This window comes from Bradyrhizobium genosp. A, from assembly GCF_049949275.1.
Classification (GTDB): domain Bacteria; phylum Pseudomonadota; class Alphaproteobacteria; order Rhizobiales; family Xanthobacteraceae; genus Bradyrhizobium.
The window spans coordinates 5,799,900-5,823,612 of sequence record NZ_CP188196.1 but is presented as its reverse complement, the minus strand read 5'-3'; the positions used below and the strand labels follow the sequence as shown (position 1 = coordinate 5,823,612).

The 23,713-nt window shown below is 64.0% G+C and carries 18 protein-coding genes and 1 pseudogene; 14 read left to right on the top strand and 5 right to left on the bottom strand.

What is annotated here, in order from left to right:
- Window positions 1–252 precede the first annotated feature (252 nt).
- The 4 genes from rfaD (at window position 253) to ACP2YP_RS27255 (ending at window position 6,038) form a co-directional block, all read left to right on the top strand.
- On the top strand, window positions 253–1,233 hold the full coding sequence (gene rfaD / locus ACP2YP_RS27270; protein WP_426419347.1) for an ADP-glyceromanno-heptose 6-epimerase: 981 nt from the start codon (window positions 253–255) through the stop codon (window positions 1,231–1,233).
- Between the two features lie 28 nt (window positions 1,234–1,261).
- Window positions 1,262–2,746 (top strand): D-glycero-beta-D-manno-heptose-7-phosphate kinase, encoded by a 1,485-nt coding sequence (gene rfaE1 / locus ACP2YP_RS27265; protein WP_426419346.1) that lies wholly within the window; start codon window positions 1,262–1,264, stop codon window positions 2,744–2,746.
- A complete protein-coding gene (locus ACP2YP_RS27260; protein WP_426419345.1) occupies window positions 2,743–4,032 on the top strand; it encodes an O-antigen ligase family protein in 1,290 nt (429 codons plus the stop codon). The genes rfaE1 and ACP2YP_RS27260 overlap by 4 nt, the downstream gene beginning before the upstream one ends.
- 83 nt (window positions 4,033–4,115) lie before the next feature.
- Entirely contained in the window at window positions 4,116–6,038 is a 1,923-nt protein-coding gene (locus ACP2YP_RS27255; protein WP_426419344.1) for an SDR family NAD(P)-dependent oxidoreductase, read from the top strand.
- On the opposite strand, the gene ACP2YP_RS27250 is transcribed toward ACP2YP_RS27255, so the two are convergent.
- Both ACP2YP_RS27250 and ACP2YP_RS27245 read right to left on the bottom strand, forming a co-directional pair.
- Window positions 6,016–6,789, bottom strand: coding sequence for a glycosyltransferase family 2 protein (locus ACP2YP_RS27250; RefSeq protein ID WP_426419343.1), 774 nt, complete (start codon window positions 6,787–6,789; stop codon window positions 6,016–6,018). The two genes, ACP2YP_RS27255 and ACP2YP_RS27250, sit on opposite strands and share 23 nt — an antisense overlap.
- Before the next feature lie 103 nt (window positions 6,790–6,892).
- Entirely contained in the window at window positions 6,893–7,852 is a 960-nt protein-coding gene (locus ACP2YP_RS27245; protein WP_426419342.1) for a lysylphosphatidylglycerol synthase transmembrane domain-containing protein, read from the bottom strand.
- Window positions 7,853–8,064: 212 nt separating this feature from the next.
- Between ACP2YP_RS27245 and ACP2YP_RS27240 the strand changes: the two are divergent.
- The 6 genes and pseudogenes from ACP2YP_RS27240 to ACP2YP_RS27215 form a co-directional block, all read left to right on the top strand.
- Window positions 8,065–8,497 (top strand): annotated as a pseudogene (locus ACP2YP_RS27240) (NAD-dependent epimerase/dehydratase family protein); the annotation flags it as partial.
- A gap of 7 nt (window positions 8,498–8,504) precedes the next feature.
- Window positions 8,505–9,917 carry a mannose-1-phosphate guanylyltransferase/mannose-6-phosphate isomerase gene (locus ACP2YP_RS27235; RefSeq protein ID WP_426419341.1) on the top strand — a complete coding sequence of 471 codons (1,413 nt, stop codon included), beginning with the start codon at window positions 8,505–8,507 and terminating at the stop codon, window positions 9,915–9,917.
- Between the two features lie 182 nt (window positions 9,918–10,099).
- Window positions 10,100–11,104, top strand: a complete 1,005-nt coding sequence (locus ACP2YP_RS27230) for a Gfo/Idh/MocA family oxidoreductase (RefSeq protein ID WP_426419340.1) — start codon at window positions 10,100–10,102, stop codon at window positions 11,102–11,104.
- Window positions 11,105–11,114: 10 nt separating this feature from the next.
- Window positions 11,115–12,302, top strand: a complete 1,188-nt coding sequence (locus tag ACP2YP_RS27225) for a DegT/DnrJ/EryC1/StrS family aminotransferase (RefSeq protein WP_426419339.1) — start codon at window positions 11,115–11,117, stop codon at window positions 12,300–12,302.
- 240 nt (window positions 12,303–12,542) lie between these two features.
- Window positions 12,543–14,069, top strand: coding sequence for a murein biosynthesis integral membrane protein MurJ (murJ, locus tag ACP2YP_RS27220; RefSeq protein ID WP_426419338.1), 1,527 nt, complete (start codon window positions 12,543–12,545; stop codon window positions 14,067–14,069).
- An 852-nt stretch (window positions 14,070–14,921) separates the two neighbouring features.
- Window positions 14,922–15,302 carry a DUF1127 domain-containing protein gene (locus ACP2YP_RS27215; protein WP_426419337.1) on the top strand — a complete coding sequence of 127 codons (381 nt, stop codon included), beginning with the start codon at window positions 14,922–14,924 and terminating at the stop codon, window positions 15,300–15,302.
- A 142-nt stretch (window positions 15,303–15,444) separates the two neighbouring features.
- Here the strand turns inward: ACP2YP_RS27215 and ACP2YP_RS27210 are convergent, their stop codons facing one another.
- Window positions 15,445–16,962 carry a hypothetical protein gene (locus ACP2YP_RS27210; protein WP_426419336.1) on the bottom strand — a complete coding sequence of 506 codons (1,518 nt, stop codon included), beginning with the start codon at window positions 16,960–16,962 and terminating at the stop codon, window positions 15,445–15,447.
- A 249-nt stretch (window positions 16,963–17,211) separates the two neighbouring features.
- Between ACP2YP_RS27210 and ACP2YP_RS27205 the strand changes: the two genes are divergently transcribed.
- The 3 genes from ACP2YP_RS27205 to ACP2YP_RS27195 all read left to right on the top strand — a co-directional run bounded on the left by ACP2YP_RS27205 (window position 17,212) and on the right by ACP2YP_RS27195 (window position 21,620).
- On the top strand, window positions 17,212–19,521 hold the full coding sequence (locus tag ACP2YP_RS27205) for a xanthine dehydrogenase family protein molybdopterin-binding subunit (RefSeq protein ID WP_426419335.1): 2,310 nt from the start codon (window positions 17,212–17,214) through the stop codon (window positions 19,519–19,521).
- A gap of 122 nt (window positions 19,522–19,643) precedes the next feature.
- A complete protein-coding gene (locus ACP2YP_RS27200) occupies window positions 19,644–20,096 on the top strand; it encodes a cytochrome c (RefSeq protein WP_426419334.1) in 453 nt (150 codons plus the stop codon).
- Between the two features lie 240 nt (window positions 20,097–20,336).
- Window positions 20,337–21,620 (top strand): cystathionine gamma-synthase family protein, encoded by a 1,284-nt coding sequence (locus ACP2YP_RS27195; protein ID WP_426419333.1) that lies wholly within the window; start codon window positions 20,337–20,339, stop codon window positions 21,618–21,620.
- A gap of 7 nt (window positions 21,621–21,627) precedes the next feature.
- Here the strand turns inward: ACP2YP_RS27195 and ACP2YP_RS27190 are convergent, their stop codons facing one another.
- Window positions 21,628–22,002 carry a VF_A0006 family four-cysteine protein gene (locus ACP2YP_RS27190; protein ID WP_426419332.1) on the bottom strand — a complete coding sequence of 125 codons (375 nt, stop codon included), beginning with the start codon at window positions 22,000–22,002 and terminating at the stop codon, window positions 21,628–21,630.
- Between the two features lie 163 nt (window positions 22,003–22,165).
- A complete protein-coding gene (locus ACP2YP_RS27185) occupies window positions 22,166–22,585 on the bottom strand; it encodes a CHRD domain-containing protein (protein ID WP_426419331.1) in 420 nt (139 codons plus the stop codon).
- A 153-nt stretch (window positions 22,586–22,738) separates the two neighbouring features.
- On the opposite strand from ACP2YP_RS27185, the gene ACP2YP_RS27180 reads away from it, so the two are divergent.
- Entirely contained in the window at window positions 22,739–23,665 is a 927-nt protein-coding gene (locus tag ACP2YP_RS27180) for a c-type cytochrome (RefSeq protein WP_426419330.1), read from the top strand.
- Window positions 23,666–23,713: the final 48 nt, after the last annotated feature.

The following is a 23,713-nucleotide window of genomic DNA, read 5'->3' as shown; positions in this document are numbered from 1 at the left end:
AGAAGCGCGGCGAAAGCCCCGGACAAGGCCAGAATAACTGCGAAGGTGATTGAATATTTGCGAAACCGCTGCGCTTGCCCGGTCTGAATAATAAGCATCTGCCGAAAATACACGCTCTGGTGAATTAGGGCACCCCCTAGTTCGGCCTACGACATTGGGGGGCGAATACAGACGGTCCCCAAAACCGCTTACACTTTGGCAGATCATGCGCTAGGGCAAGGCCGGACCCCAAACTCGGGCAGGGATTTTGGAATGTTGCTGGTGACCGGCGGGGCCGGTTTTATCGGGTCGAATGTCGTCGCCGCGCTGAACGAGGCCGGCCATAGCGATGTCGTGGTCTGCGATCTCCTCGGCAGCGACGGCAAATGGCGCAATCTCGCCAAGCGGCAGCTTGTGGATATCGTTCCCCCGGCCGAGCTGTCTGACTGGCTGAAGGGCCGCAAGCTCGATGCCATGATCCATCTCGGGGCGATTTCCGAGACCACCGCGACCGACGGCGATCTCGTGATCGAGACCAATTTCCGCTTCTCGATGCGCCTGCTCGACTGGTGCACGGCCAATGCGGTGCCGCTGATCTACGCGTCGTCGGCAGCGACCTATGGTGACGGCGCGGAAGGCTTTGACGACGATGCCTCGCTGCCGGCGCTAAAGAAGCTGCGGCCGATGAATCTCTACGGCTGGAGCAAGCAGCTGTTCGATCTCGCCGTCGCCGGGCGCGTCGCGCGCGGCGAGAAGCTGCCGCCGCAATGGGCCGGCCTGAAATTCTTCAACGTGTTCGGCCCGAACGAATACCACAAGGGCACGATGATGAGCGTGCTGGCGCGCCGCTTCGACGACGTCAAGGCAGGCCGCGTCGTGCAATTGTTCAAGTCGCACCGCGACGGCATCGCCGACGGCGACCAGCGCCGCGATTTCATCTATGTCGACGACGTCGTGCGCGTGATCCTGTGGCTGCTGGCAACGCCTGCGGTGTCGGGGCTGTTCAATGTCGGCACCGGCAAGGCGCGCAGCTTCAGGGAGCTGATGTTAGCTGCGTATGCCGCGCTCGGCACCAGGCCCAACATCGACTATGTCGACATGCCCGAGCAGATCCGCGGCAGCTATCAATATTTCACCGAGAGCAAGGTCGATCGTCTCTACCGCGCCGGCTATAACGGCGGCTTCACGACGCTCGAGGACGCGGTGAAGGCTTATGTCGGGGATTATCTAGACCGGCCCGACCGTTTCCGTTAAGGCCCCAAGGATCTGAGGCCCAATCACCATGCCGACGCCCATTCTCGATTTCGATGCCCTCGCGCAAGCCATCTCCGGCCGCACGGTGCTCTGCATCGGCGACGTCATGCTGGACGAGTTCGTCTACGGCGAGGTGTCGCGAATTTCACCGGAAGCGCCGACGCCCGTCCTCGCGGCCCAACGCAGCGAGATCCATATCGGCGGTGCCGGCAACGTCGCGCGCAATATCGTCTCGCTCGGTGCGCGCTGCGTCTTCGTCGGCCTCGTCGGCGAGGACGATGCGGGGGCGCGGCTCAAGGCGGCGCTGGCGGACCATGCCGGCATCGAGAGCGCGCTGGTGTGCGACCCGTCGCGGCCGACCACGCGAAAAGTCCGCTTCGTCTCCGAGCATTTTTCCACGCATATGCTGCGCGCGGATTGGGAGCAGGCGCAGCCCGCCTCCGATGAGGTCGAGACCAGGCTGATCGAGGCGATCCTGCCGCAGATCGCGCGCGCCGATATCGTGCTGTTGTCCGACTACGCCAAGGGCGTGCTGACCGCCCGCGTGATCCGCCATACCATCGACGCCGCGCGAAAACTCGGCAAGCCCGTGATCGTCGATCCCAAGAGCCTGAACTGGGCGATCTATCGCGGCGCCACGCTGCTGACGCCCAACCGCAAGGAATTCTCGGAGGCCACCCGCAGCCGCGCCGACACGCCGCAGAGCATCGTCGATGCCAGCGAGGACGTGATGCGGCTGGCCGATTGCGAGGCGATCCTGGTCACGCAGGGCGAGCACGGCATGACGCTGGTGCCGCGCAAGGGTGAGGCCGTCCATGTTCCGGCTTTCCCGGTGAAGGTGCGAGACGTCTCCGGCGCCGGCGACACCGTGGCCGCCGCGCTCGCGGTCTCGATCGCGGCGGGGGCGGACTGGGACACCGCGCTGCGCATGGCGAGTGCGGCCGCCGCGGTCGCGGTCGGCAAGCAGGGCACCGCCAGCGTGAGCGCCGACGAGCTGCGGCGAAAGATCCTGCCGCATGCCACTCTTGCGGCCGAGGAGAAGGTCGTGAGCGCACCTGATACGCTCGAGGCCCAGCTCGCGGAATGGAAGGGGCAGGGGCTGCGCGTCGGCTTCACCAATGGCTGCTTCGACATCCTGCATCCCGGCCACGTCAAAGTGCTGACCGCGGCGCGCGCCGCCTGCGACCGCCTGATCGTAGGCCTGAACAGCGACGCCTCGGTGCGGCGGCTGAAGGGCGCGGATCGCCCGGTCCAGGACGAGCGGGCGCGTGCCGAAGTGCTGGCGGCGCTCGAGGCCGTCGATCTCGTCGTCATCTTCGAGCAGGACACGCCGATCGACCTGATCACGCGCATCACGCCGAGCGTGCTGGTCAAGGGCGGCGATTACACCCGTGAGCAGGTGGTCGGCCACGAGGTCGTCGAAGCCGCCGGCGGAACGGTCGTGCTGGTCGACATTCTCAAGGGTTTCAGCACGACCGCGCTGGTTCATCGCGCGCGCGGAGAGACGAAGTGACGGAGCTCGCGCGGGAGACGATGTGGGGGACGACGCTGCGGCGCTTGCGCAGTCCGGCGGCATGGTCCGAGACGGTCGATCTGTTTGCCATCCTGACCGCGGCCTCGCTGCCGTGGTCGACGTCGCTGGCGGCGATCTTCAATGTGGCGATGCTGGTTTGCATGGTGCCGTTTCTCGACGTCAGGGACTTCCTGCAGTCGCTGAAGCGACCGATCTGCGCGCTGCCGATCGCGCTGTTCCTGCTCGCGCTCGTCGGCACGCTGTGGTCGGGCGCGTCCTGGGGCGCGCGGTTCTACGCCGTGAACCCGACGACGAAGCTGCTCGTGCTCCCGGTCCTGATCTATCATTTCGAACGCTCGTCGCGCGGGCACCTCGTGTTTATCGCATTTCTGGTGTCCTGCGCGCTGCTGTCGGTGATGTCCTGGCTCGTGTTTCTCCATCCCACGCTCTCGCTGAAGCCGCCTGATGAACCCAATTCGCGCGGCATCTTCGTGAAGAACTACATCGACCAGAGCCAGGAATTCACGCTGTGCGCGGTCGCGCTGGCGTTTCCGATCGTGAAGCTGCTGCAGCAGAAGAGGGTCTGGCTGGCCGCGCTGCTGGCGGCGATCGCGCTCAGCTTCTTCGTCAACATGGCCTTCGTGGTGATCTCGCGCACCGCACTCGTGACCGTACCGATCATGCTGGCGGTCTTCGGGCTGCTGCATTTGAAATGGCGCAGCGTCCTGATCATCTTCGCGGCTCTCGTGGCCCTCGCCGCGCTGGCATGGCAGACCTCGTCGAAGCTGCACAACACGATTGAGACATTCTCCGTCCAGTACGAGCTCTACAAGGACGAGGGCATCCCGACATCGATCGGACTTCGGCTCGAGTTCTGGCGCAAATCGCTGGGATTCTTTGCCGAGGCGCCGCTTGTTGGTCATGGAACCGGCTCGACGCGCGGCCTGTTCGAGCAGGCTGCGACCGGGGGTCCCTACCAGGCCTCGAACGAGGTGATCGGCAATCCCCATAACCAGACGCTGAACGTCGCCGTGCAATGGGGCGTCGTCGGCATCATCATCCTGTATGCGATGTGGGCGGTGCATCTCCTCCTGTTCCGCGGCGACGCGCTCGCCGACTGGATCGGGTTGCTGGTCGTTGTCCAAAACGTATTCACCTCGCTGTTCAATTCCCATCTTTTCGACTTCCATGAAGGGTGGATGTACGTGCTCGGTGTCGGTGTCGCCGGCGGCATGGTGCTCAATTCGCGCCGGAACGGCCGGAGCCCGGGAGAAGCGCGCGGCTGAGCTTCGGAGCGCTGGCAAGTCCCGGCGAGATGCGCTATCAGCGCGGGCAGGTTGTATGCAGAACTGGAGATATTCGGCCGCAGATGACGCGTCTTTCGCATCTTACCTTGCGTAACTTCCTGATCGCGCTTCACGACCTGGTGGCGACGGCCGCGGCCCTGTTCGTTGCGTTCTATCTGCGCTTCGAGGGTGGCGCGGGCTTTACCGCCCGCTTGCCGCTGCTGCTGCAGATCCTGCCCTATTTCCTCGCCTTCAGCGTGGTCGTCTTCTACGTCTTCAACCTGACGACAACGAAGTGGCGCTTCATCTCGCTGCCCGATGCGCTGAACATCATCCGCGTCGCCACGGTGCTCACCGTCGCTCTTCTCGTGCTCGACTACGTCTTTGTCGCGCCGAACGTGCATGGCACCTTCTTTCTCGGCAAGATCACCATCGTCCTTTACTGGTTCCTGGAGATCTCCGCGCTGAGCGCGCTGCGGCTGACCTATCGCTATTTCCGCTACACCCGCGTGATGCGTCACGTCAGGACCGAAAATGCCGCGCCGACGCTCCTGATCGGGCGCGCCGCCGATGCCGAGGTCGTGCTGCGCGGCGTCGAGAGCGGTGCCATCAAGCACCTCCGCCCGGTCGGGGTGCTGTCGCCGTCCCGGGCCGATCTCGGCCAGCTCATCCGCAACGTGCCGGTCGTCGGCGCGATAGACGACATCGAGGACGTGATCGCCAGCTTCGCCAAGCGCAACAAATCGATTGCCCGCGTGGTGATGACGCCCTCCGCCTTCGAGCCGGAATCGCGTCCCGAATCCGTGCTGATGCGGTCGCGTCGGCTTGGCGTGATCGTCAGCCGCCTGCCGTCGCTCGAGCAGGGGGACGTGCCGCGGCTCACCTCGGTTGCGGTCGAGGACCTGCTGCTGCGGCCGAGCGAAACGATCGACTACGCGCGTCTCGAAGCCCTGATCAAGGGCAAGAGCGTCATCGTCACCGGCGGTGGCGGCTCGATCGGCTCGGAGATCTGCGAGCGCGTGGTTGCGTTCGGCGCGGCGCGTCTCCTGATCGTCGAAAATTCGGAACCGGCCCTTTACGCGGTCACCGAGACGCTCGCCGCGCGCGGTTCCGACGCCAAGATCGAAGGCCGGATCGCCGATATCCGCGACCGCGAGCGCATCATGCGTCTGATGGCGGAGTTCAAGCCGGACATCGTGTTCCATGCCGCCGCGCTCAAGCACGTTCCGATCCTGGAGCGGGACTGGAGCGAGGGCGTCAAGACCAACATCTTCGGTTCGATCAACGTGGCCGATGCCGCGCTTGCGGCGGGTGCCGAGGCCATGGTGATGATCTCGACCGACAAGGCGATCGAGCCGGTCTCGATGCTCGGTCTGACCAAGCGCTTCGCGGAGATGTATTGCCAGGCGCTCGACCACGACCTGGTGGCGCAGGCCGGCGGCGGCAAGCCGGCGATGCGGTTCATCTCGGTCCGGTTCGGCAACGTGTTGGCTTCGAACGGGTCGGTCGTGCCGAAGTTCAAGGCGCAGATCGAGGCCGGCGGTCCGGTCACCGTGACGCATCCCGACATGGTCCGCTATTTCATGACCATCCGCGAAGCCTGCGATCTCGTCATCACGGCCGCCACCCACGCGCTCGGCGCCAGGCGTTTCGACGTTTCGGTGTACGTGCTGAACATGGGCCAGCCGGTGAAGATCGTCGATCTGGCGGAACGGATGATCCGGCTCTCGGGCTTGCAGCCCGGCCACGACATCGACATCGTGTTCAGCGGCATGAGGCCGGGCGAGCGGCTGAACGAGATCCTGTTCGCCTCCGAGGAGCCGACGGTCGATATCGGGGTCGCAGGCGTCATGGCGGCGAAGCCGAACGAACCGCCGATGCAGACGCTGCGCAAATGGATTTCCGCGCTCGAGCTCGCCATCGCGCATGACGATCGCGCCACCATCAGGACCATCCTGAAGGATGCCGTTCCGGAGTTCGGCGTCAACGCGAGCGTGGCATCCTGAGGGACGCCGGCGCGCGGAGCTGAAGGATCCGCCGGGCAAAGCGCAGGAAGAACGCGGCGTCGATGGCCGGTGCGTTCAGATGCTGCCGGCGCGACCGCAGGCACTCCAGATTGCCGCGCAAGGTCACGCGCCAGCCGCTGGTGCTGATGCCGCCCATCTGGAAGTCGGCGATCACGCGTGGAAGGTAGGCGACCCTGTAGTCGTTCAGCGCCAGCGCACGCAGCATGTAATCGTAGTCGGCGGTCGTGACGTAACTCAGATCGTAGTCGCCGACCGTCTCGGCGACCTGGCGCCGCATGTAGAACGTCGGATGCGGGGGGACCCAGCCGAGCTGAAACGAGTAGCGACCGAACCCTCCGGCACGCCAGGCGCGCACGAGGGTCTTGGATTGGTGATCGGTGACCATGTCGAGGTCGCCATAGACGACATCGGCCTGTTCCAGCGCCGCCGCGATCGCCGCCAGCGCGCTGTCGTTGTGGAAGGTGTCGTCCGAATTGAGGAAACCAATCGCGTCGCCTTTGAACAAATGCAGCCCCTTGTTCATGGCGTCGTAGACACCCTTGTCGGGCTCGGAGATCGCGCGGATCTCGCTGGAGCCGAACGACTCCACAATCTTCAGCGTCGCATCCTTTGAGGCACCGTCGACGACCAGCATCTCCTTGTCGGGATGGGTCTGGGCGAGGAAGGATTCGATGGTGGCGCCGATCGTCGCCTGGGAGTTGTAGCTGGCTGTGATGACGCTGATCTTCATTCCGGATCCGTGATGCTACGCGCCAGAGATTATAGGAAACAACCCTGAAGGTTTATAGGTGACCGCTGCGGTCGCGGTGCTTTCGTGACGGCCCCGTGAACGCTCATTCACGCGCCCCGATCGGCGCCGAGCCCTGCGCGGCTTTCTCCGCGCTGAGGATCCAGACCAGGCCGCCGAATGCGCCGACGATGAAGAAGACCGCGCCGAACAGCAGCGAGACGTTGACGCCCTCATTGGCCGCCAATCCGGCGAAGCCGAAGGCGAGCCCCATGCTCGCTTCGCGCACGCCCCAGCCGGCGATTGAGATCGGCATCAGTGTGATCAGCATCACCGGCGGCACCAGCAGGAAGACCTGCGCGAAGCTGACCGGCGCTGCGATCGACTGCACCACGCACCAGGCGATGACGACGGCAAGCACGTGAACCAGCAGCGACAGGATCGCGATGACAGGTCCGCGCGTGCGGTCGAAGATCACACGATTGGCGATCACGGCGCAGGCATGGATGTGGTGGGTGGCCCACCAGGTCTTCAGCCACGACCATTTCAGCGCGCCGAAGATCAGGAAGCCGATGCCGCCGGCAAGCGCGGCGAAGTCGACGAGCAGCAGCGCCGAGCGGCCGTGCGGATCGGTGATGAGCGTGTAGCTCCAGGGCAGGCTCGCGACGATGAGGATCGCCAGCGCAACGAGGCCGATCGCGCGATCGACGAAGATCGAATAGGTCGCCGCACGCCATCCGGCGCCGGCGCGCGCCACCAGCCATAGCCGCACCGCATCGCCGCCGATCGCCGACGGCAGGGTCTGGTTGAAAAAGGAGCCGATCACGTTGTAGCGCATCGCGCGGCCGAGCTCGAGCGGCGCACCGCATGCGGCGCTGACCTCGCGCCAGCGCAGCACGCCGACGAAGATTTGCAGGAACGTCACCGCGATCGCCATGCCGATCCAGAACAGGCTGGTCGCGTTGAAGCGCGAGAACAGCTCGGTCAGGTCGACCTTGCGCAGCGCCAGATAGAGCAGCGCCGCGGAGATCAGGATTTTGGCCGTCGACAGCAGGATTTGGCGCATCTCGCCCGCTTGAACAGGGTTTGCGAAGATTCGTGGCAACCCGACGCGAGGCGCCGAATTCGGCCGCTTTGGTATGGTTTCGGCGCCGATCTTGCAATAGCTCTGATGGGGCAGCTGTCATGGAAGAGCTGTCATGGAGCGCGGCGGCCTGTTGCGCCCCCTCGATACCGGCTAACGAGGCGCCGCCGGCTGGCTGTGGGGGGCGCTTGGGATCGCATCTGCGGGGCTTTCTCAACCTGCGCGAAGGCTGCCGGACGTGCGGTTGTCGTCATCTCGTCTACGCCTCGTCATCGTCCGTTTATGGCGCCAACACTAAATTGCCGCTTTCCGTGGGGCCGGCCTGATATGGCCAAGTTTCTGTTTGTAAGCGCCATCATGGCGGGCCAGCCGAGCCGGCTCTTTAACCATGGCAAAATGCGCCGCGACTTCACCTGTATTGACGACGTGACCCGTGTAGTATCCAAGCTGATCGATCTTGGGTCTGCGGCCAATCCGGCTGCCGCAAATGCGCAGCCGGGAGACGTGGTGGAAACGTTCGCGGATGTCGAGGATTTGATGCGCGACACCGGCTTTGCACCGTCAATGCCGATCGAGCACGGGGTCCGCAATTTTGTCACCTGGTATCGCGACCACTTCAAGGTTTGAAATGACGATGGACAAACGCATTATCCCCCTGATCATGTGCGGCGGCGCCGGCACGCGGCTGTGGCCGGCTTCGCGCGAGGTGCGCCCGAAGCAGTTCCTGCCGCTGTTCGGCGCGCGCTCGACCTTCCAGGACACGCTCTCGCGCGTCTCGGACGCCGCGCTGTTCGATCGCCCCATCGTCATCACCAATGCGTCCTATCGCTTCATGGTGCTGGAGCAGCTTGCCGAGATCGGCATCGAGGCCGACGTGATCCTCGAGCCGATGCGGCGCGACTCCGGTCCCGCGATCGCCGCCGGCGCGGTGTTCGCGCAAAATCGCACCAGTGAAGCGATCGTGCTCGCGCTCGCGGCCGACCATGTGGTGCAGGACAATGCCGCCTTCGTCGCCGCCTGCCGCGAAGGCCTCGTTGCCGCGAGCACGGGGCGCATCGTCACCTTCGGCGTCAAGCCGGAGCGGCCGGCGACCGAATACGGCTATATCAGCCCGGGTGAGGTGATCTCCGGTGAGGTGCACGCGGTCGCACGCTTCGTCGAGAAGCCGGATGCGGTGAAGGCCGCCGACTACGTCAATTCGGGCTATCTCTGGAACAGCGGCAACTTCATGTTCCCCGCGGCCCTGCTGCTCGACGAATATCGCAAGGTCGATGCGGCAAGCGTGGAGGCGGTCTCCAACGCTGTGGCCAATGCGGGGCGCGATCTCGGCTTCGTGACGCTGGAGCCGCGGGCCTTCGGCGCGGCGAAGGCGATCTCGATCGACTATGCGGTGATGGAGAAGACCTCGCGCGCAGCCGTGGTGCCGGTGTCCTGCGGCTGGTCCGACGTCGGCTCCTGGCGCGCGGTGTGGGAGCTGTCCGACAAGGACACGCAAGGCAACGCGGCGCACGGCACCGCCGTGTTCGAGGATTCGCGCAACTGCAACGTCACGAGCGATCATGCACTGGTCGCGCTCGAAGGTGTCGATGACCTCGTCGTCGTGGCAACCGCGGATGCGGTGCTGGTCTCGCGGCAGAAGGACGCCAATGGCCTCAAACGTCTCGTGACCAAGCTGAAGGCGGTCGCGCCGAAGGTTACCGAGGAGCATCTCAAGGTGCATCGGCCCTGGGGCAGCTACCAGTCGGTCGACAATGGCGAGCGCCACCAGGTCAAGCGCATCGTGGTCAAGCCGGGCGGGCGGCTGTCGCTGCAGAAGCATCATCACCGCGCCGAGCACTGGATCGTGGTTCGTGGGGCCGCCCGCGTCACCGTCAACGAGACCGTGAAGATGGTGCACGAGAACGAGTCGATCTACATCCCGATGGGCGCCGTCCACCGGATGGAGAATCCCGGCAAGATCATGCTGGAACTGATCGAGGTCCAGACCGGCTCCTATCTCGGGGAAGACGACATCATCCGGATTGAAGACGACTATCAAAGGTCGTAACCAGCAAACTCCGAATCACGGGATCCGGGCCTGAAAAATCCGCCTCAGGCGGCTTAAGGCCCGGAGAACGTGTAACTTTTTGAATCAAATCGTGTCCGGGCAATTTGGCCGGCATTCGCCACAAATGTGGCACCCGTGCTAGAAGCGGCCCGGGGATTTGCGTTGAATCGGGGTTCGATCAGATGAGTTCCAAAGGGTCACAATCGGCACAGGCCGGCTTGCGCGTCGGCGTCATCGGCGCGGGCGTGATGGGCAGCAACCATGCGCGCGTGCTGAGCGGTCTGCCCGGCGTCAGCCTGGTCGGGGTGGTCGATCCTTCGCCGGCGCATCGGACGCGCGCGACCGAGCTCGCCAATTGCGCGAGCTTCGAGACGCTCGACCAGCTCCTCGCCGAAGGCGTCGATGCCGTCACCATCGCGGCGCCGACCCATCTGCATCACGAGGTCGCGCTCGCCTGCATCGCCAGGAACATCCATGTGCTGGTCGAGAAGCCGATCGCATCGACGGTGGCCGAAGGCCGCGAGATCGTCGCCGCCGCGCAAATGGCCGGCGTCACGCTGATGGTTGGCCATGTCGAGCGCTTTAATCCGGCGGTCGCCGCCGTCAAGCAGGCGATTGCGGGCGAGGACATTCTCTCGATCGCGATCACCCGCGTCGGTCCGTTTCCGCCGCGCATGTCCAATGTCGGCGTCGTCATCGATCTGGCCGTGCACGACATCGACCTGATCCGCTGGTTCACCGAATCCGACATCGTCGAGGTGCAGCCGCAGCTGTCGAGCGCGGTCGCCGAGCGCGAGGACATCGCGCTGCTCCAGTTCCGCACCGCCAACGGCGTGCTCGCGCACATCAACACCAACTGGCTGACGCCGTTCAAGGCGCGCAGCGTCACGGTCGCAACCCGCGGCAAATATGTGATGGGCGATCTGCTGACGCGCCAGGTCACCGAATGCTTCGGCTTCAAGCCTGATGGCAGCTACTCGATGCGGCATCTGCCGGTCGGCCATGACGAGCCGCTGCGTGCCGAGCTGATCGCCTTCCTCAAGGCCGTGCGTAGCGGCGAGACGCCGGCGGTCACGGGCGACGAGGGCGTCGCCAGCCTCGAGATCGCGACGCAGTGCCTCGAGACGCCGTCGCGGCCCGCAGCCACGTCGCCCGCCCGCAAGGGCCCGCGTCGCGTCGCCGGCTAAAACCCTTTCCATGTCGACCACGCAAGAAGGCGCCGAGAATCAGGTCATGAACCAGCATCTGCGTTCCGAACCCATTCCCTTCATCGACGTCGCCTCGCAGCGCCAACGGCTCGGCGCCTCGCTCGATGCTGCGGTCAAGCGCGTGCTCGACCATTGCCAGTTCGTCAATGGACCCGAGGTCGCCGAGCTCGAGAAGCAGCTTGCAGCCTATTGCGGCGCCAGGCACGTGATCGGCTGCGCCAGCGGCACCGATGCGCTGCTCATGGTGTTGATGGCGAAGAACGTCGGTCCCGGCGATGCCGTACTTTGCCCGTCGTTCACCTTCATCGCGACCGCGTCGCCAGCGGCGCGGATGGGCGCGACGCCGGTTTACGTCGATGTGGACGAAGCGACCTTCAACATGAGCCCGGAGTCGCTCAAGCGCGGTATCGCGACCGCGCGGAAGGCCGGCCTGAAGCCTGTTGCGATCATTCCGGTCGATCTGTTCGGACAGCCGGCCGACCACGATGCCATCGCCGAGATCGCCAGGGACGAAGGCCTGTTCGTGATCGATGACGCCGCGCAAGGTTTTGGCGCAAGCTACCAGGGCCGCAAGCTCGGCACCTTCGGGCTCGCCACCACGACCAGCTTCTTCCCGGCAAAGCCGCTCGGCTGCTTCGGCGACGGCGGCGCGATCTTCACCGACGACGACGAGCTCGCGGCCACGCTGCGCAGCATCCGCGTGCACGGGCAGGGCGTCGACAAATACGACAACGTCCGCCTCGGCCTGACCGGCCGGCTCGACACCATGCAGGCCGCGATCCTGATCGAGAAGCTGAAGATTTTTGACGACGAGATCGCCGCCCGCAACAAGGTCGCCGAGCGCTACGCGCGGGGCCTGTCCAACGTCGTGACCGTGCCGCGTCTGGCGCCGGGCAACACCTCGGTCTGGGCGCAGTACACCATTCGCCTTCCGAAGGGCACCGACCGCGACGGCTTCGCTGCCGCGCTAAAAGCCCAGGGCGTGCCGACCGCGATCTATTACGGCAAGTCGATGCATCAGCAGACCGCCTACAAGCAGTATCCGGTCGCCGAGGGCGGCCTGACGTCCTGCGAGAGCCTCTCGCAGGACGTCATCAGCCTGCCGATGCACGCCTATTTGACCGAAGCCGATCAGGAGCGAATCATCGCCGCCGTGCGCGGCGCGCTTTCGGCCTGATCTCGCCGTTCTGCTGCGTTGTCGCTTCACCTCTCCCGTAGGGAGAGGTCGGATCGCATCGTAAGATGCGATCCGGGTGAGGCGTTGCGGTCTCACCGAATGCTGCGGCCCCTCACCCGGATTGCTTCGCAATCCGACCTCTCCCCGTCGGGGAGAGGTGGACACCGAGCAAGCCTCTTTTTTGATCCCATCGTAGTTCAAAGGCTTATCGATAGACCGATAACGCTCTAAAACAGACGCATGCTCGGACGCATCTTCACGGTCGGTGGTTACACGCTGCTTTCGCGGCTGACGGGATTTGCCCGCGATATCATGCTCGCGGCGATCCTCGGCGCCGGCCCCGTGGCCGACGCCTTTTTCGTGGCGCTGCGGCTGCCCAACCATTTCCGCGCGATCTTCGCCGAGGGCGCCTTCAACGCCGCCTGGGTGCCGGCCTACGCCCATGTCCATGGCGAGCGCGGGGAGGGGGCGGCACGGCTGTTTGCCGACCGCATCTTCACGCTGCTGCTGGCCTCGCAGGTGGTGCTGCTGATCGTCGCCTGGCTGTTCATGCCGCAGGCCATGAGCATTTTGGCGCCCGGTTTCAGCGAGGATGCCGAGCAGCGCAAGCTCGCGATCGAGCTGACCCGGATCACCTTTCCCTATCTCCTGCTGATCACGCTGGTGACGCTCTATGGCGGCATGCTCAACGTGATGCAGCGTTTTGCCAGCGCGGCCGCCGCGTCGATCTTCCTCAATGTCGCGATGATGATGACGCTGGCGCTCGCTGCCTGGTTTCCGACCGCAGGCCACGCAGCCGCCTGGGGCGTCCTGATCTCGGGCTTTCTGCAGTATTTTTTGCTCGCGGGCGACCTCGCGCGCCATGGCGGCCTGCCGCGCTTTGCGCCGCTCAAGCTCGACGAAGACGTCCGCAGCTTCTTTAGGGCGCTTGGTCCTGCGACGCTGGGCTCGATGGGCACGCAGGTCGCGCTGTTCGCCGACACCATCATCGCGACCTTCCTGCCGGCGGGTGCGCTGTCAGCGCTCTATTACGCCGACCGTCTCAATCAATTGCCGATCGGCGTCATCGGCATCGCGATCGGGACGGTGCTGCTGCCGGAGATGTCGCGGCGAATCACGGCCCACGACCACGACGGCGCGATGAAGGCGCAACGCCGCGCCTTCGATTTCACGCTGCTGTTCTCGGTGCCGTTCGTGGCCGCCTTCCTCACTGTGCCCGGAGAGATCATGCGCGCGCTGTTCGCGCGCGGCGCGTTCTCCAAGGCCGACGCGGTCGCCGCGGGCGGCACACTTGCGGCCTACGCCATCGGCCTGATCCCCTTCGTGCTGATCCGGAGCGCTGTCGCGACTTTCTATGCACGCAAGGACACCGCGACGCCGGTCCGCGCCTCGCTGTCAGGGATCGCGGTCAACGTCGCCCTGAAGCTTGCCTTGATGGGATCGCTCGCACAGATCGGCCTCGCGCTTGCGACCGCCGTCGGGGTCTGGACCAATCTGCTGCTGGTGCTGTTCTTCGCCGTGCGACGCGGCTTTCTCGTGCTCGACCGCGCCTGGCTGATGTCGCTCGCCAGATTCCTGCTGACCGGGCTGATCCTCGCCGCCGCGTTCTGGCTGATCGCGCGCTTCAGCGGTACTGCACTGGGCGCGATGCACTTCCGGGACGAAGCAACGCTGGTGCTGTTGGCTGTCGGGGGCACGAGCGTGTATGCGCTCGCGATCCTCGTGCTGTTCGGTCGGAGCTGGCTGGTCTCGCTGGTGCGCGGCTAAGCGTGTATCGATACGGTCGTCATATCTGCTGTACCCGCAAAGATTGGAGCTGCAGTGGATGTGAGCGCACTTCGGCTACCGATCACGAGCGATCATTCCATGACTTCGCGCCACGACAAGCGGTCGGATGGAAGACATGGTTCTCGACGTTCGATGCGCTGTAGAAGCTCGCGGATGCGATCAAAGTCTGCGCCTGCGCGCCTCGAAGTAGGCCAAACATTCAAGAGTTCTTTTAGCCGATAACGGTGATGCTGCCCCTCATGATCGGGCATTTTAGATCGCTGTAGCCAAAGGCTGTACGTCAGACCGTTGTCCGTTTCGAACGACGCCCCATACGAGCCACCGTCACGGTACACATCTGCGGCATTACTTTTACCAGCTTCATAGTGCGACTCGTTCGCCTACTGATGACGACCAATATTGTGAGCGGCAGAGCATACTACAATAACTCTCTTTTTGATTGGGGGCCACGAACCGAGCTCTCAGATTAGCCGCAAAACGTCCGCCGTGTCACCGTAGGCGGATGTCGTGTTGGGTCTTCTGAACTGTAGCCATGATAAGTCAGGAGAGTCCGCACATCCCCCGGAGGGGTGAACGCGAGCAGCTCGCCTCCAGGGTGCAGCTGACTTGCGCACATCTCTTGATTTTGCGCGATTCCCGTGCTATTGGTAGCGCATGATTAAATGCTCGCGCAAAGTCAACTTCAACCAGATGACCCGCTTCGGCTGGGCCGTGGAAGGAGTCGTGCGCTAGCATTTCGTCGACGACATCTTTTCCACCAGGCCCCGCCGGCATCGGACGGGGCCTTTTGTTTGGCCACGCTCCCTGCCGGCACAACAGCAGGAGCATACGATGCCACCCCAACTAGCGGACTTTTCACCCGGGATTGCCGCAAAGCGCGGCCGGAAGCTCTCCATCGTTTCGGCGAAGAGCGCGGTCGACCAGGCGTTGGCAGCACGCCTCAAGGCGTCGGCTGCAGCGCTGGACAACGCTTTGGCGGACGAGGATGCCAGCGGACCACCGGCGCGAAGCGTCCTTGGTCTGCTCAAGCGATATTGGAGTGCGTTTCAGCAGTGGCGCCAGAGCCTGCGGCCCACCTTGAAGGACCTGAGCGACAGGGAGCTGATGGATATCGGCCTGACGCGCGGCGAGATCGATCACCTCACGCCTCAGCGCGCGATCGATACGCTGAGAGATAGCACGCGGTATCTCTTGAACCGTGGTGGGATGTAAATGGTCAACCGCGAGAGTGGACATGCGTTCAGAGAGCAAGCGGCAGTCGGTACCGCCGCTTGTTCTCACATGCTGTGGTTCGTCGTAGGGCCGCTACACGTTCATCATCGGCGTTTCGCAGATAGAGCGCCCGCCGACAGGACTAGTCGTTCCGCCGCAGCACGTCGATTCCCTGGACCGAATGCACCAGCCTATAGGGTTTGAGCAACTGTGACAGCTCGGCGTCGGCGCGCGCCCAATCGCCCCATCCGTCGCGGAGATTATCGACCAACACGATATCCGGCGGCATCTTTCGGAAATCCTCGATCAGCCAGTTGCGCTCCAGCGCCAAATAGTCCTTCAGCTTCGCCTCGGTCGCCGCGTCGACGAGAGTCTTCTCGCGCATCAGCCGCACGTACTCGCGAATGAACAGACCCTCCTGTCGGGACACCCAGGCGCCGCCGACGTCGCGCACCAGCGGATGGCCGATGGCGGCCTCGCCGCTCAGCACCAGGATCCGGGGATGCGGCTTGAGGGCGGCGACCGCTTCCCGGACGGCGTCGACATAGACGTTGCCGTTGAACCATTGCGCGCCGAACAAGAAAGTCGCGGCCAGGATCAGCGGTGCCGCCAGGCCAAAGCGGCGGCGCGATGGCGCGTCGTGCTCGACCAGCAACGCGTATCCCATCGCGAGCATGGCTACCGCCACCATCGGATAGGAATGGTAGGCCCAGCCGCGCCGCTGCAAGAAAAACGAGATCGCAAAGCCGCCAGCGGAAAGAACGGCCGCGAGCAGCAGCGAGTCGGGCCGTCGTCCCCACGTCGTGAACAGCACCGACAGCATCGCGACGGCGAACAGCAGCGAGGCCGCATTCAGGATGATGACGGAGAGCGGCATCGACCAGGGCAGATACGTATCGCGAACCAGCGGATAGATAACCGTGAAATATTCGGGATAGAGGAAGTACGTGCCGACACTGATGGTGGCTACCATCCCTCCCGCGATGATGTTTTCCGGCGCAAGCAACACAAGCCACGAACGCGCGCGAACGGCGCTCGCCAGTATGCACAACGCCACCGGCACAGTGAAGAACGGTTTGAACGCGAGCGTGATCCCGGCTCCCAGGCCGGCAATCAGGATCGCCCACAGCGGAACCGAAAGGCGGTCGCTGCGCAACGCATAAACCGCGAGTGCGGGCAGGAAGGTCAGCGTCGCCATATGTTCGCGCTGGCCGAACACGTACGTTGGCAAGATGGTCACGACGGCCGCGGCCCAGATCGTGAACGGTCGCCAGTTCGCCTGAGCCCATGCCGGCGACAGCCGCACGATCCGCGACACGGCATAGAGCGAAGCCATCGCCAGCAGCAGAAGCTGTGCATCGATGACATGTCTCGGATCGACGCCGAGCAGGCGGCCCAGCGCAACGCCGGGGAGATAGGCAAACGCCGCCATCGGCGGATTGATCTCAATGATATCGCGATAAAGATGCTGTCCATCCAGCATGCGCTCGCCGACCACGAGCAGCCAGCTGACATCGGTATTAAGCGGAACGTGCTGCCGCATCAGAATTGCGAACACTAACACTGCGCCGATCAGCAGCCAAGGCATTGCGGCCGGCCGTTCGCGGTCTTGCGGGCTGATCCGCGCGTGGCGGGAAACGTCTCCGATCTCCGATCTCATCTCTCAACTCTTGGGCCTATCCTGCGAGGATACGCCCCACGTTAACTGAGGTGCGTTAACGAGTGACTTTCGGGGCAAACCGGGGCACCGTCGCAGTGCCTGAAGGCCCCCATGCAATTTTGGGGACCTGATTGAACGGACGCTAGGGCGTGGAAAGCCCGCACAGGCAATTGCTAAAGCCATTTGCGCTCCCCCTCGTTCCACGGCAATATGGTTCGCAAAACAACCATAGGACGGGACAAGAAGAAAATGGCGGCTCCCATCAAGTTCGGCGTTGGCCAAAGCGTGCTGCGCAAGGAGGATGACGCGCTCATCCGCGGCAAGGGCCGCTATACCGACGATTACGCGCCGCAGGCTGCCTTACGCTGCCTGATGCTGCGCTCGCCACATGCGCATGCCAAATTCACCATCGATGCGGGCCGTGCTCGCACCCTTCCCGGGGTCGCGCTGATCCTGACCGCCGCCGAGGTTGGCGATCTCGGCAATCTGCCCTGCCTGTTCAATCTCGAGACCGATCCCTTCACTGGCCCGCCTTACCCGATCCTCGCCAAGGACGAGGTGCGCCATGTCGGCGACTCCATCGCCTTCGTCGTCGCCGAGACCATCGACCAGGCCCGCGATGCGATCGAGGCCATCGACGTCAAATGGAGTCCACAGCCCGCGGTGACCGGCGTCGTCAACGCCATCAAGAAGGGGGCGCCGCAGGTTTGGCCGGACAAGGCCGGCAACGTGCTGTTCGACGTCTCGATCGGCGACAAGGCTGCGACAGAAGCCGCCTTTGCGAAAGCGCATACGGTGGCCGAGATCGCAATCGTCAATCCGCGTGTGGTCGCGAGCTTCATGGAGACGCGCGCGGCGGTCTGCGAATATGACGCCAAGAACGATCATCTGACGCTGACGGTCGGCAGCCAGGGCAGCCACCGGTTGCGCGACATCCTCTGCCAGAACGTGCTGAACATCCCGACCGACAAGATGCGGGTGATTTGCCCCGACGTCGGCGGCGGTTTCGGCACAAAGCTGTTTCCGTACCGCGAATACGCCCTGATGGCGGTCGCGGCGCGCAAGCTGAAGAAGGCGGTGAAGTGGTCGGCCGATCGCTCCGAGCATTTCATGGGCGATGCGCAAGGCCGCGACAACGTCACCACCGCAAAAATGGCGCTGGCCGAGGACGGCGAATTCCTCGCGATGGATTGCGACCTGATGGGCGACATGGGCGCCTATCTCTCGACCTTCGGGCCCTACATTCCGCACGGCGGCGCCGGCATGCTGCCCGGTCTCTATGACATCCAGGCCTTCCATTGCCGGGTGCGCACGATCTTCACCAACAGCGTGCCGGTCGATGCCTATCGCGGCGCGGGCCGGCCTGAGGCGGCCTATGTCATCGAGCGTCTGGTCGATGCCTGCGCGCGAAAACTCGACATGACGCCGGACGCGATCCGCCGCAAGAACTTCATCCCGCCGAAGGCGCTGCCGTACAAGACGGCGACCGGGAAGGTCTACGATTCCGGCGACTTCGCCGCGCACCTGAAGCGCGCGATGGAGATCGCTGACTGGAAGGAGTTTCCCAAGCGCGCAAAGCTTGCCAAGAAGCATGGCCTGATCCGCGGCATTGGCCTTGCGAGCTATGTCGAGATCTGCGGCACCATGGGCGAGGAGACCGCCAATGTGCGGATGGACCCCAATGGTGATATCACCGTCCTGATCGGCACGCAATCGAGCGGGCAGGGCCACCAGACCGCCTATGCGCAGATCGTCGCCGAGCAGTTTGGCGTCGCACCCGAGCGCGTGCACGTCCACCAGGGCGACACCGCGATGATCGCCACGGGCCTCGGCACCGGCGGTTCGGCCTCGATTCCGTCGGGCGGCGTCAGCGTCGAGCGTGCCACGCGTGAACTCGGGCAAAAGCTGAAGGAGATCGCGGCGCAGGCGCTGGAAGCCAGCGCCGGCGATCTCGAGATCACTGACGGCATCGTGCGCATCGCCGGCACCGACCGTTCAATCTCGTTCGCCGATCTCGCCAAGCGTCCAGGCGCCGATCCCTCGAAGCTGAACGCCAGCGCGACCTTTGCCAGCGCCGACGGCACCTATCCCAACGGCACCCATGTCGCGGAAGTCGAGATCGATCCGGCCACCGGCATCATCAAAATCGTCAACTACGTGATCGTCGACGATTTCGGCAAGACGCTCAATCCGCTGCTCTTGGCGGGGCAGGTGCATGGCGGCGCCATGCAGGGCATCGGCCAGGCGCTGATGGAGCAGGTGGTCTATGGCGCCGGCGACGGCCAGCTCATCACCGCGACCTTCATGGACTACGCGCTGCCGCGGGCGGCCGACGGCCCGTCCTTCGTGTTCGAGACCAACAACATTCCGTGCACGACCAATCCGATGGGCGTGAAGGGTGCGGGCGAGGCCGGTGCGATCGGCTCCTGTCCGGCCGTCGTCAACGCCATCATCGACGGGCTCTGGCGCGAATTCAAGATCGACCACATTGACATGCCGGCGACGCCCGAGCGGGTGTGGATCGCGATCAACGAGCACCACCGGCGCCACAGCCTCTGATATCGGAAACCCCGCGCGGGAATAAACGCCCCCTGCGGGGTTCTAGTCAGAGATGGATCACGATGCCCGTGAAGCGGGTGGGACGGTTTTTTCTCAAACCGTCCGCTATGCGGAGAATAGACATGAGACGGACGATGATGATTGTCGCGGGTGCGCTGCTATTGGGCGCCGGCGCCGTCATGGCACAGCAGGACGTTGCTGTTGAGCAGGACAATCTGATGCGCTCGCAGGCCAAGAGCCTGTACGATGTGATGCAGAAGATGTCGAAGGGAACTATTCCCTACAATCAGAAAGCCGTCGACAAGGCGGTGGACGACCTGGAGGCCAGTGTCGCCAAGATCTCCAAGACATTCGAGGTCAATCCCAAGCAGGACGTCGTCAATGCGTGGTACGGGTCGTCGCAAAAGGTCTGGCAGAACAAAGCCGATTTCGATTCCAAGATCCCGCCGGTGCAGAAGGCGCTCGCCGATGTCAAAGGCAAGATCCACAACGTCGCGACGCTCAAGGCCGCCTACACCGAGATCAACGACCGCTGCAACGATTGCCACGAGACGTACCGGTTGAAGCTGAAGTAAGGCAGCGCGGCTCGTTTACCTGTAGCCTGGATGGAGCGAACCGCAATCCGGGCAAGCTGTCGAATCGGATGGACCTGCAGCTCCATCCGGTCCACGGCAGGTCAACTGCAATTTCTGTCCGCATGGCCTGACGGATCACCGTCAGAACGACTATGTTTGTTCGCGCCGTCGCGGCGTTGATGCGTCACGACGCCCGGAGTTCCGAGGCGGCGGCGATCGCAGTCAACAGCGAGACAGGCCATGGCAAAACCGTTCCCGTCGAAAACCCATATCGGCAACCATATGCTGCATCCGGAAACGCTGATGCTGACCTATGGCTACGATCCGCAACTGTCGGAAGGCGCCATCAAGCCGCCGGTGTTTCTGACCTCGACGTTCGTATTCAAGACGGCCGAGGACGGGCAGGACTTCTTCGATTACGTCTCGGGTCGGCGCGAGCCGCCGGCGGGCATGGGCGCGGGCCTGGTCTATTCGCGCTTCAACCACCCCAACAGCGAGATCGTCGAGGACAGGCTCGCGATCTATGAGCGCACCGAGAGCTGCGCGCTGTTCTCATCCGGCATGGCGGCGATCTCGACGACGATTTTGGCGTTCGTTCGGCCCGGCGACGTCATCCTGCACTCCCAGCCGCTCTATGGCGGCACGGAAACGCTGCTGACAAACACACTGGCGCGGCTCTCGATCGGCGCGGTCGGCTTTGCCGACGGCATTGATGAGGCGGTGGTCAACCAGGCCGCAGAGGAGGCCATGCGCAAGGGCCGGGTTTCGATGATTTTGATCGAAACGCCGGCCAACCCGACCAACGGCCTGGTCGATATCGCGCTGATGCGCCGCGTCGCCGACACCATCGGCAAGGCCCAGGGCCACACGCCGATCATCGCCTGCGACAACACGCTGCTCGGGCCGGTGTTTCAGCGGCCGATCGAGCATGGCGCCGACCTCTCGCTGTACTCGCTGACCAAATATGTCGGCGGTCATTCCGACCTGATCGCAGGCGCCGCGCTCGGCACCAAGGCGATCATGAAGGGCGTCAAGGCGCTGCGCGGCGCCATCGGCACCCAGCTCGACCCGCATTCCTGCTGGATGATCAACCGCTCGCTCGAGACCTTGAGCCTGCGCATGGAGAAGGCCAACAGCAACGCGCGCCTCGTGGCCGACTATCTCCGCGACCATTCCAAGGTGGCGAAGGTCCACTATCTCGGTCATCACGAGGAGAGCTCATCGGCAGGCCGCGTGTTCGCGCGGCAATGCTTAGGTGCGGGATCGACGTTCTCGTTCGACATCGTCGGCGGCCAGGCGGCGGCGGAGAAATTCCTCAATGGCTTGCAGATCTTCAAGCTCGCGGTCAGCCTTGGCGGAACGGAGTCGCTGGCGAGCCTGCCGGCGACGATGACGCATTCCGGCGTCCCCGCCGACATCCGTCACAAGATCGGCGTTCTGGATTCCACGATCCGGCTGTCGATCGGCATCGAAAATCCGTCGGACCTGATCGCGGATCTCGAGCATGCGCTGAGCGCGGCTTGAGCACACTTCAAAGCGGATTGGACGTGCGGCATGCCGACATGATGGCTGCGGCAGCCTCGTTGCTCTGTGCGCCCGAGAGTTGCCGGACCAGGCAGACATAATAACCCTTGTTCGATTCGTTCAACAGCGAGTCGCCGTTGACGACGAGCCAGTTGCAGGCCGAGCGGATATGCTGGACGGCAAGCGCCGATCTGGTATCGCGGATGGCGGAGAGCTCGCATTGAGCCTGCCTTTCCATCTCGGTTTGCGCGGCGGCGACTTCAGCCGACGAAAAAAGCATTCCCGCAGCAACAGCTACCGTCAGAATGGCTGACAGCGGGCGAGCCGCGTCACGGGACGCAAAGTGCGGCGGTCTATTCCATTCCATCGATGCTTTGGTCATGAACCACTCCAGGCGCTGCGGATCAAGGCGCGCCAATCGACATTCTAGCCTCGGAGCCGCCTTGGCTCCATCCGGACGTCGGATGCAATTTGCGCTGCCCGCAATCGAAAAGGCCGGTCGCGCAGCTCGCGCCCGGCCTTCGCCGATGAAGTTTTGGTAAAACTTACTTGGTCACCTGGCCGCGGATTTCGCCGCCCGGGTTCGCCGCGGTGTGAATGTTGACGTAGAGCTTGCCGGCGAGGAGATCGGAGGCCTGCGCGTCAGTCAACGTCGCCGAGCCCTCAGCCGGGCTGTTGGCCGCACCCGGGATCGGCACCATGACGTCGGCGTTCTTGCCGGCTTCGGCGGGGCCATGGAAATGGGCGGCGGTGGCGGGGCCGGAGAGGCCGGAATAGGTCAGCTTCCAGGTGAGCTTCTTGGTGGCGGCGTCATAGTTGATGTCCGCCATGCCGGTGCCGCTGCTGGTGGTGGCGGGCACTTCGGACTTGCCGTCCAGTGTCGCCTTGAGTTTCTCCGCGCTGGCCGGGCCTGCGAATGCGACGGCGGCTCCGAGCGCCAGCGTGGCAAAAAGCGCTTTGTTCATGGGTCTCTCCCTGTTGACGCCTGATTGCGGTCAACTTGCTAACAGTACGGTTCCGACTTTATTCCCGGATTCCGATCAAACCCTCTAAATTATTCGTGGCTGGAGCGGCTGCGGGATGATCCGTAAATTCGCTCGAGCTCGATGGGATCCTCCATGCTGCGACGAACAATTTCTGTCATTTTGATTATCGTTGTCGCAAGCCTCGTCGGCTACTGGTGGCTGACCGCGCCGACCGCTTTGGCCTTGCCGGCGCCGGCGCGCGGGCCCGATCTCGCCAATGGGCAGGAGCTGTTCAACGCCGGCGGCTGCTCATCCTGCCACGCCGTGCCCAATCAGCCCGATCGCCTGCGGCTCGGTGGTGGCCTGGCGCTCGGCTCGCCGTTCGGCACGTTCTATGCGCCGAATATTTCCCCTGACGCCACCGACGGCATCGGCCGCTGGAGCGAGGCCGATTTCGTCAACGCGCTGATGCGCGGCATCTCGCCTGAGGGCATGCACTACTTCCCGGCGTTTCCCTACACCTCCTATCATATCGCCAAAGTCGACGACGTCCGCGATCTCTTTGCGTATCTGAAGACGCTGCCGCCGGTGTCCGGCTGCGTGCGCGACCATGATGTGCCGTTTCCCTTCAACATCCGCCGCAATGTCGGCATCTGGAAATTGCTGTTCATGGATGTCAGGCCGTTCATGCCGGATGCAACGCGGTCCGCGCAATGGAATCGCGGCGCCTATCTCGTCAACGGCTTTGGCCATTGCGCCGAATGCCACAGCCCGCGCAACGCCCTCGGTGGTGTCATCCGTGGCGAGCGTTTTGCCGGCGGTCCCAATCCCGAAGGCGAAGGCTGGGTGCCGAACATCACGCAGAAGGGTATTGGCGGCTGGAGTGAGAAGGATATTGCCGACTTCCTCGAGACCGGCGACATGCCCGAAGGCGACAGCGCATCGGGCGCGATGCGGCCGGTGATCAAGAACCTCGCGCAACTGACACCGGAGGATCGCGCCGCGATGGCCGCCTACCTGAAGTCGCTGCCGCCGGTCGACGGCCCGACGCCGCCCAAGCGCAAGGAAGGTGGCGGCTAAGGCAGGCCCTTTCCAATTGACACGCCGGGATTGCGCCCGCGATGCAGC

Excerpts from the sequence above, each read along its gene's own strand:
- rfaD (WP_426419347.1), top strand. The coding sequence starts at position 253 with ATGTTGCTGGTGACCGGCGGGGCCGGTTTTATCGGGTCGAATGTCGTC.
- rfaE1 (WP_426419346.1), top strand. The coding sequence starts at position 1,262 with ATGCCGACGCCCATTCTCGATTTCGATGCCCTCGCGCAAGCCATCTCC.
- ACP2YP_RS27255 (WP_426419344.1), top strand. The coding sequence starts at position 4,116 with ATGACGCGTCTTTCGCATCTTACCTTGCGTAACTTCCTGATCGCGCTT.
- ACP2YP_RS27250 (WP_426419343.1), bottom strand. The coding sequence starts at position 6,789 with ATGAAGATCAGCGTCATCACAGCCAGCTACAACTCCCAGGCGACGATC.
- ACP2YP_RS27245 (WP_426419342.1), bottom strand. The coding sequence starts at position 7,852 with ATGCGCCAAATCCTGCTGTCGACGGCCAAAATCCTGATCTCCGCGGCG.
- ACP2YP_RS27235 (WP_426419341.1), top strand. The coding sequence starts at position 8,505 with ATGGACAAACGCATTATCCCCCTGATCATGTGCGGCGGCGCCGGCACG.
- ACP2YP_RS27230 (WP_426419340.1), top strand. The coding sequence starts at position 10,100 with ATGAGTTCCAAAGGGTCACAATCGGCACAGGCCGGCTTGCGCGTCGGC.
- ACP2YP_RS27225 (WP_426419339.1), top strand. The coding sequence starts at position 11,115 with ATGTCGACCACGCAAGAAGGCGCCGAGAATCAGGTCATGAACCAGCAT.
- murJ (WP_426419338.1), top strand. The coding sequence starts at position 12,543 with ATGCTCGGACGCATCTTCACGGTCGGTGGTTACACGCTGCTTTCGCGG.
- ACP2YP_RS27215 (WP_426419337.1), top strand. The coding sequence starts at position 14,922 with ATGCCACCCCAACTAGCGGACTTTTCACCCGGGATTGCCGCAAAGCGC.
- ACP2YP_RS27210 (WP_426419336.1), bottom strand. The coding sequence starts at position 16,962 with ATGAGATCGGAGATCGGAGACGTTTCCCGCCACGCGCGGATCAGCCCG.
- ACP2YP_RS27205 (WP_426419335.1), top strand. The coding sequence starts at position 17,212 with ATGGCGGCTCCCATCAAGTTCGGCGTTGGCCAAAGCGTGCTGCGCAAG.
- ACP2YP_RS27200 (WP_426419334.1), top strand. The coding sequence starts at position 19,644 with ATGAGACGGACGATGATGATTGTCGCGGGTGCGCTGCTATTGGGCGCC.
- ACP2YP_RS27195 (WP_426419333.1), top strand. The coding sequence starts at position 20,337 with ATGGCAAAACCGTTCCCGTCGAAAACCCATATCGGCAACCATATGCTG.
- ACP2YP_RS27190 (WP_426419332.1), bottom strand. The coding sequence starts at position 22,002 with ATGACCAAAGCATCGATGGAATGGAATAGACCGCCGCACTTTGCGTCC.
- ACP2YP_RS27185 (WP_426419331.1), bottom strand. The coding sequence starts at position 22,585 with ATGAACAAAGCGCTTTTTGCCACGCTGGCGCTCGGAGCCGCCGTCGCA.
- ACP2YP_RS27180 (WP_426419330.1), top strand. The coding sequence starts at position 22,739 with ATGCTGCGACGAACAATTTCTGTCATTTTGATTATCGTTGTCGCAAGC.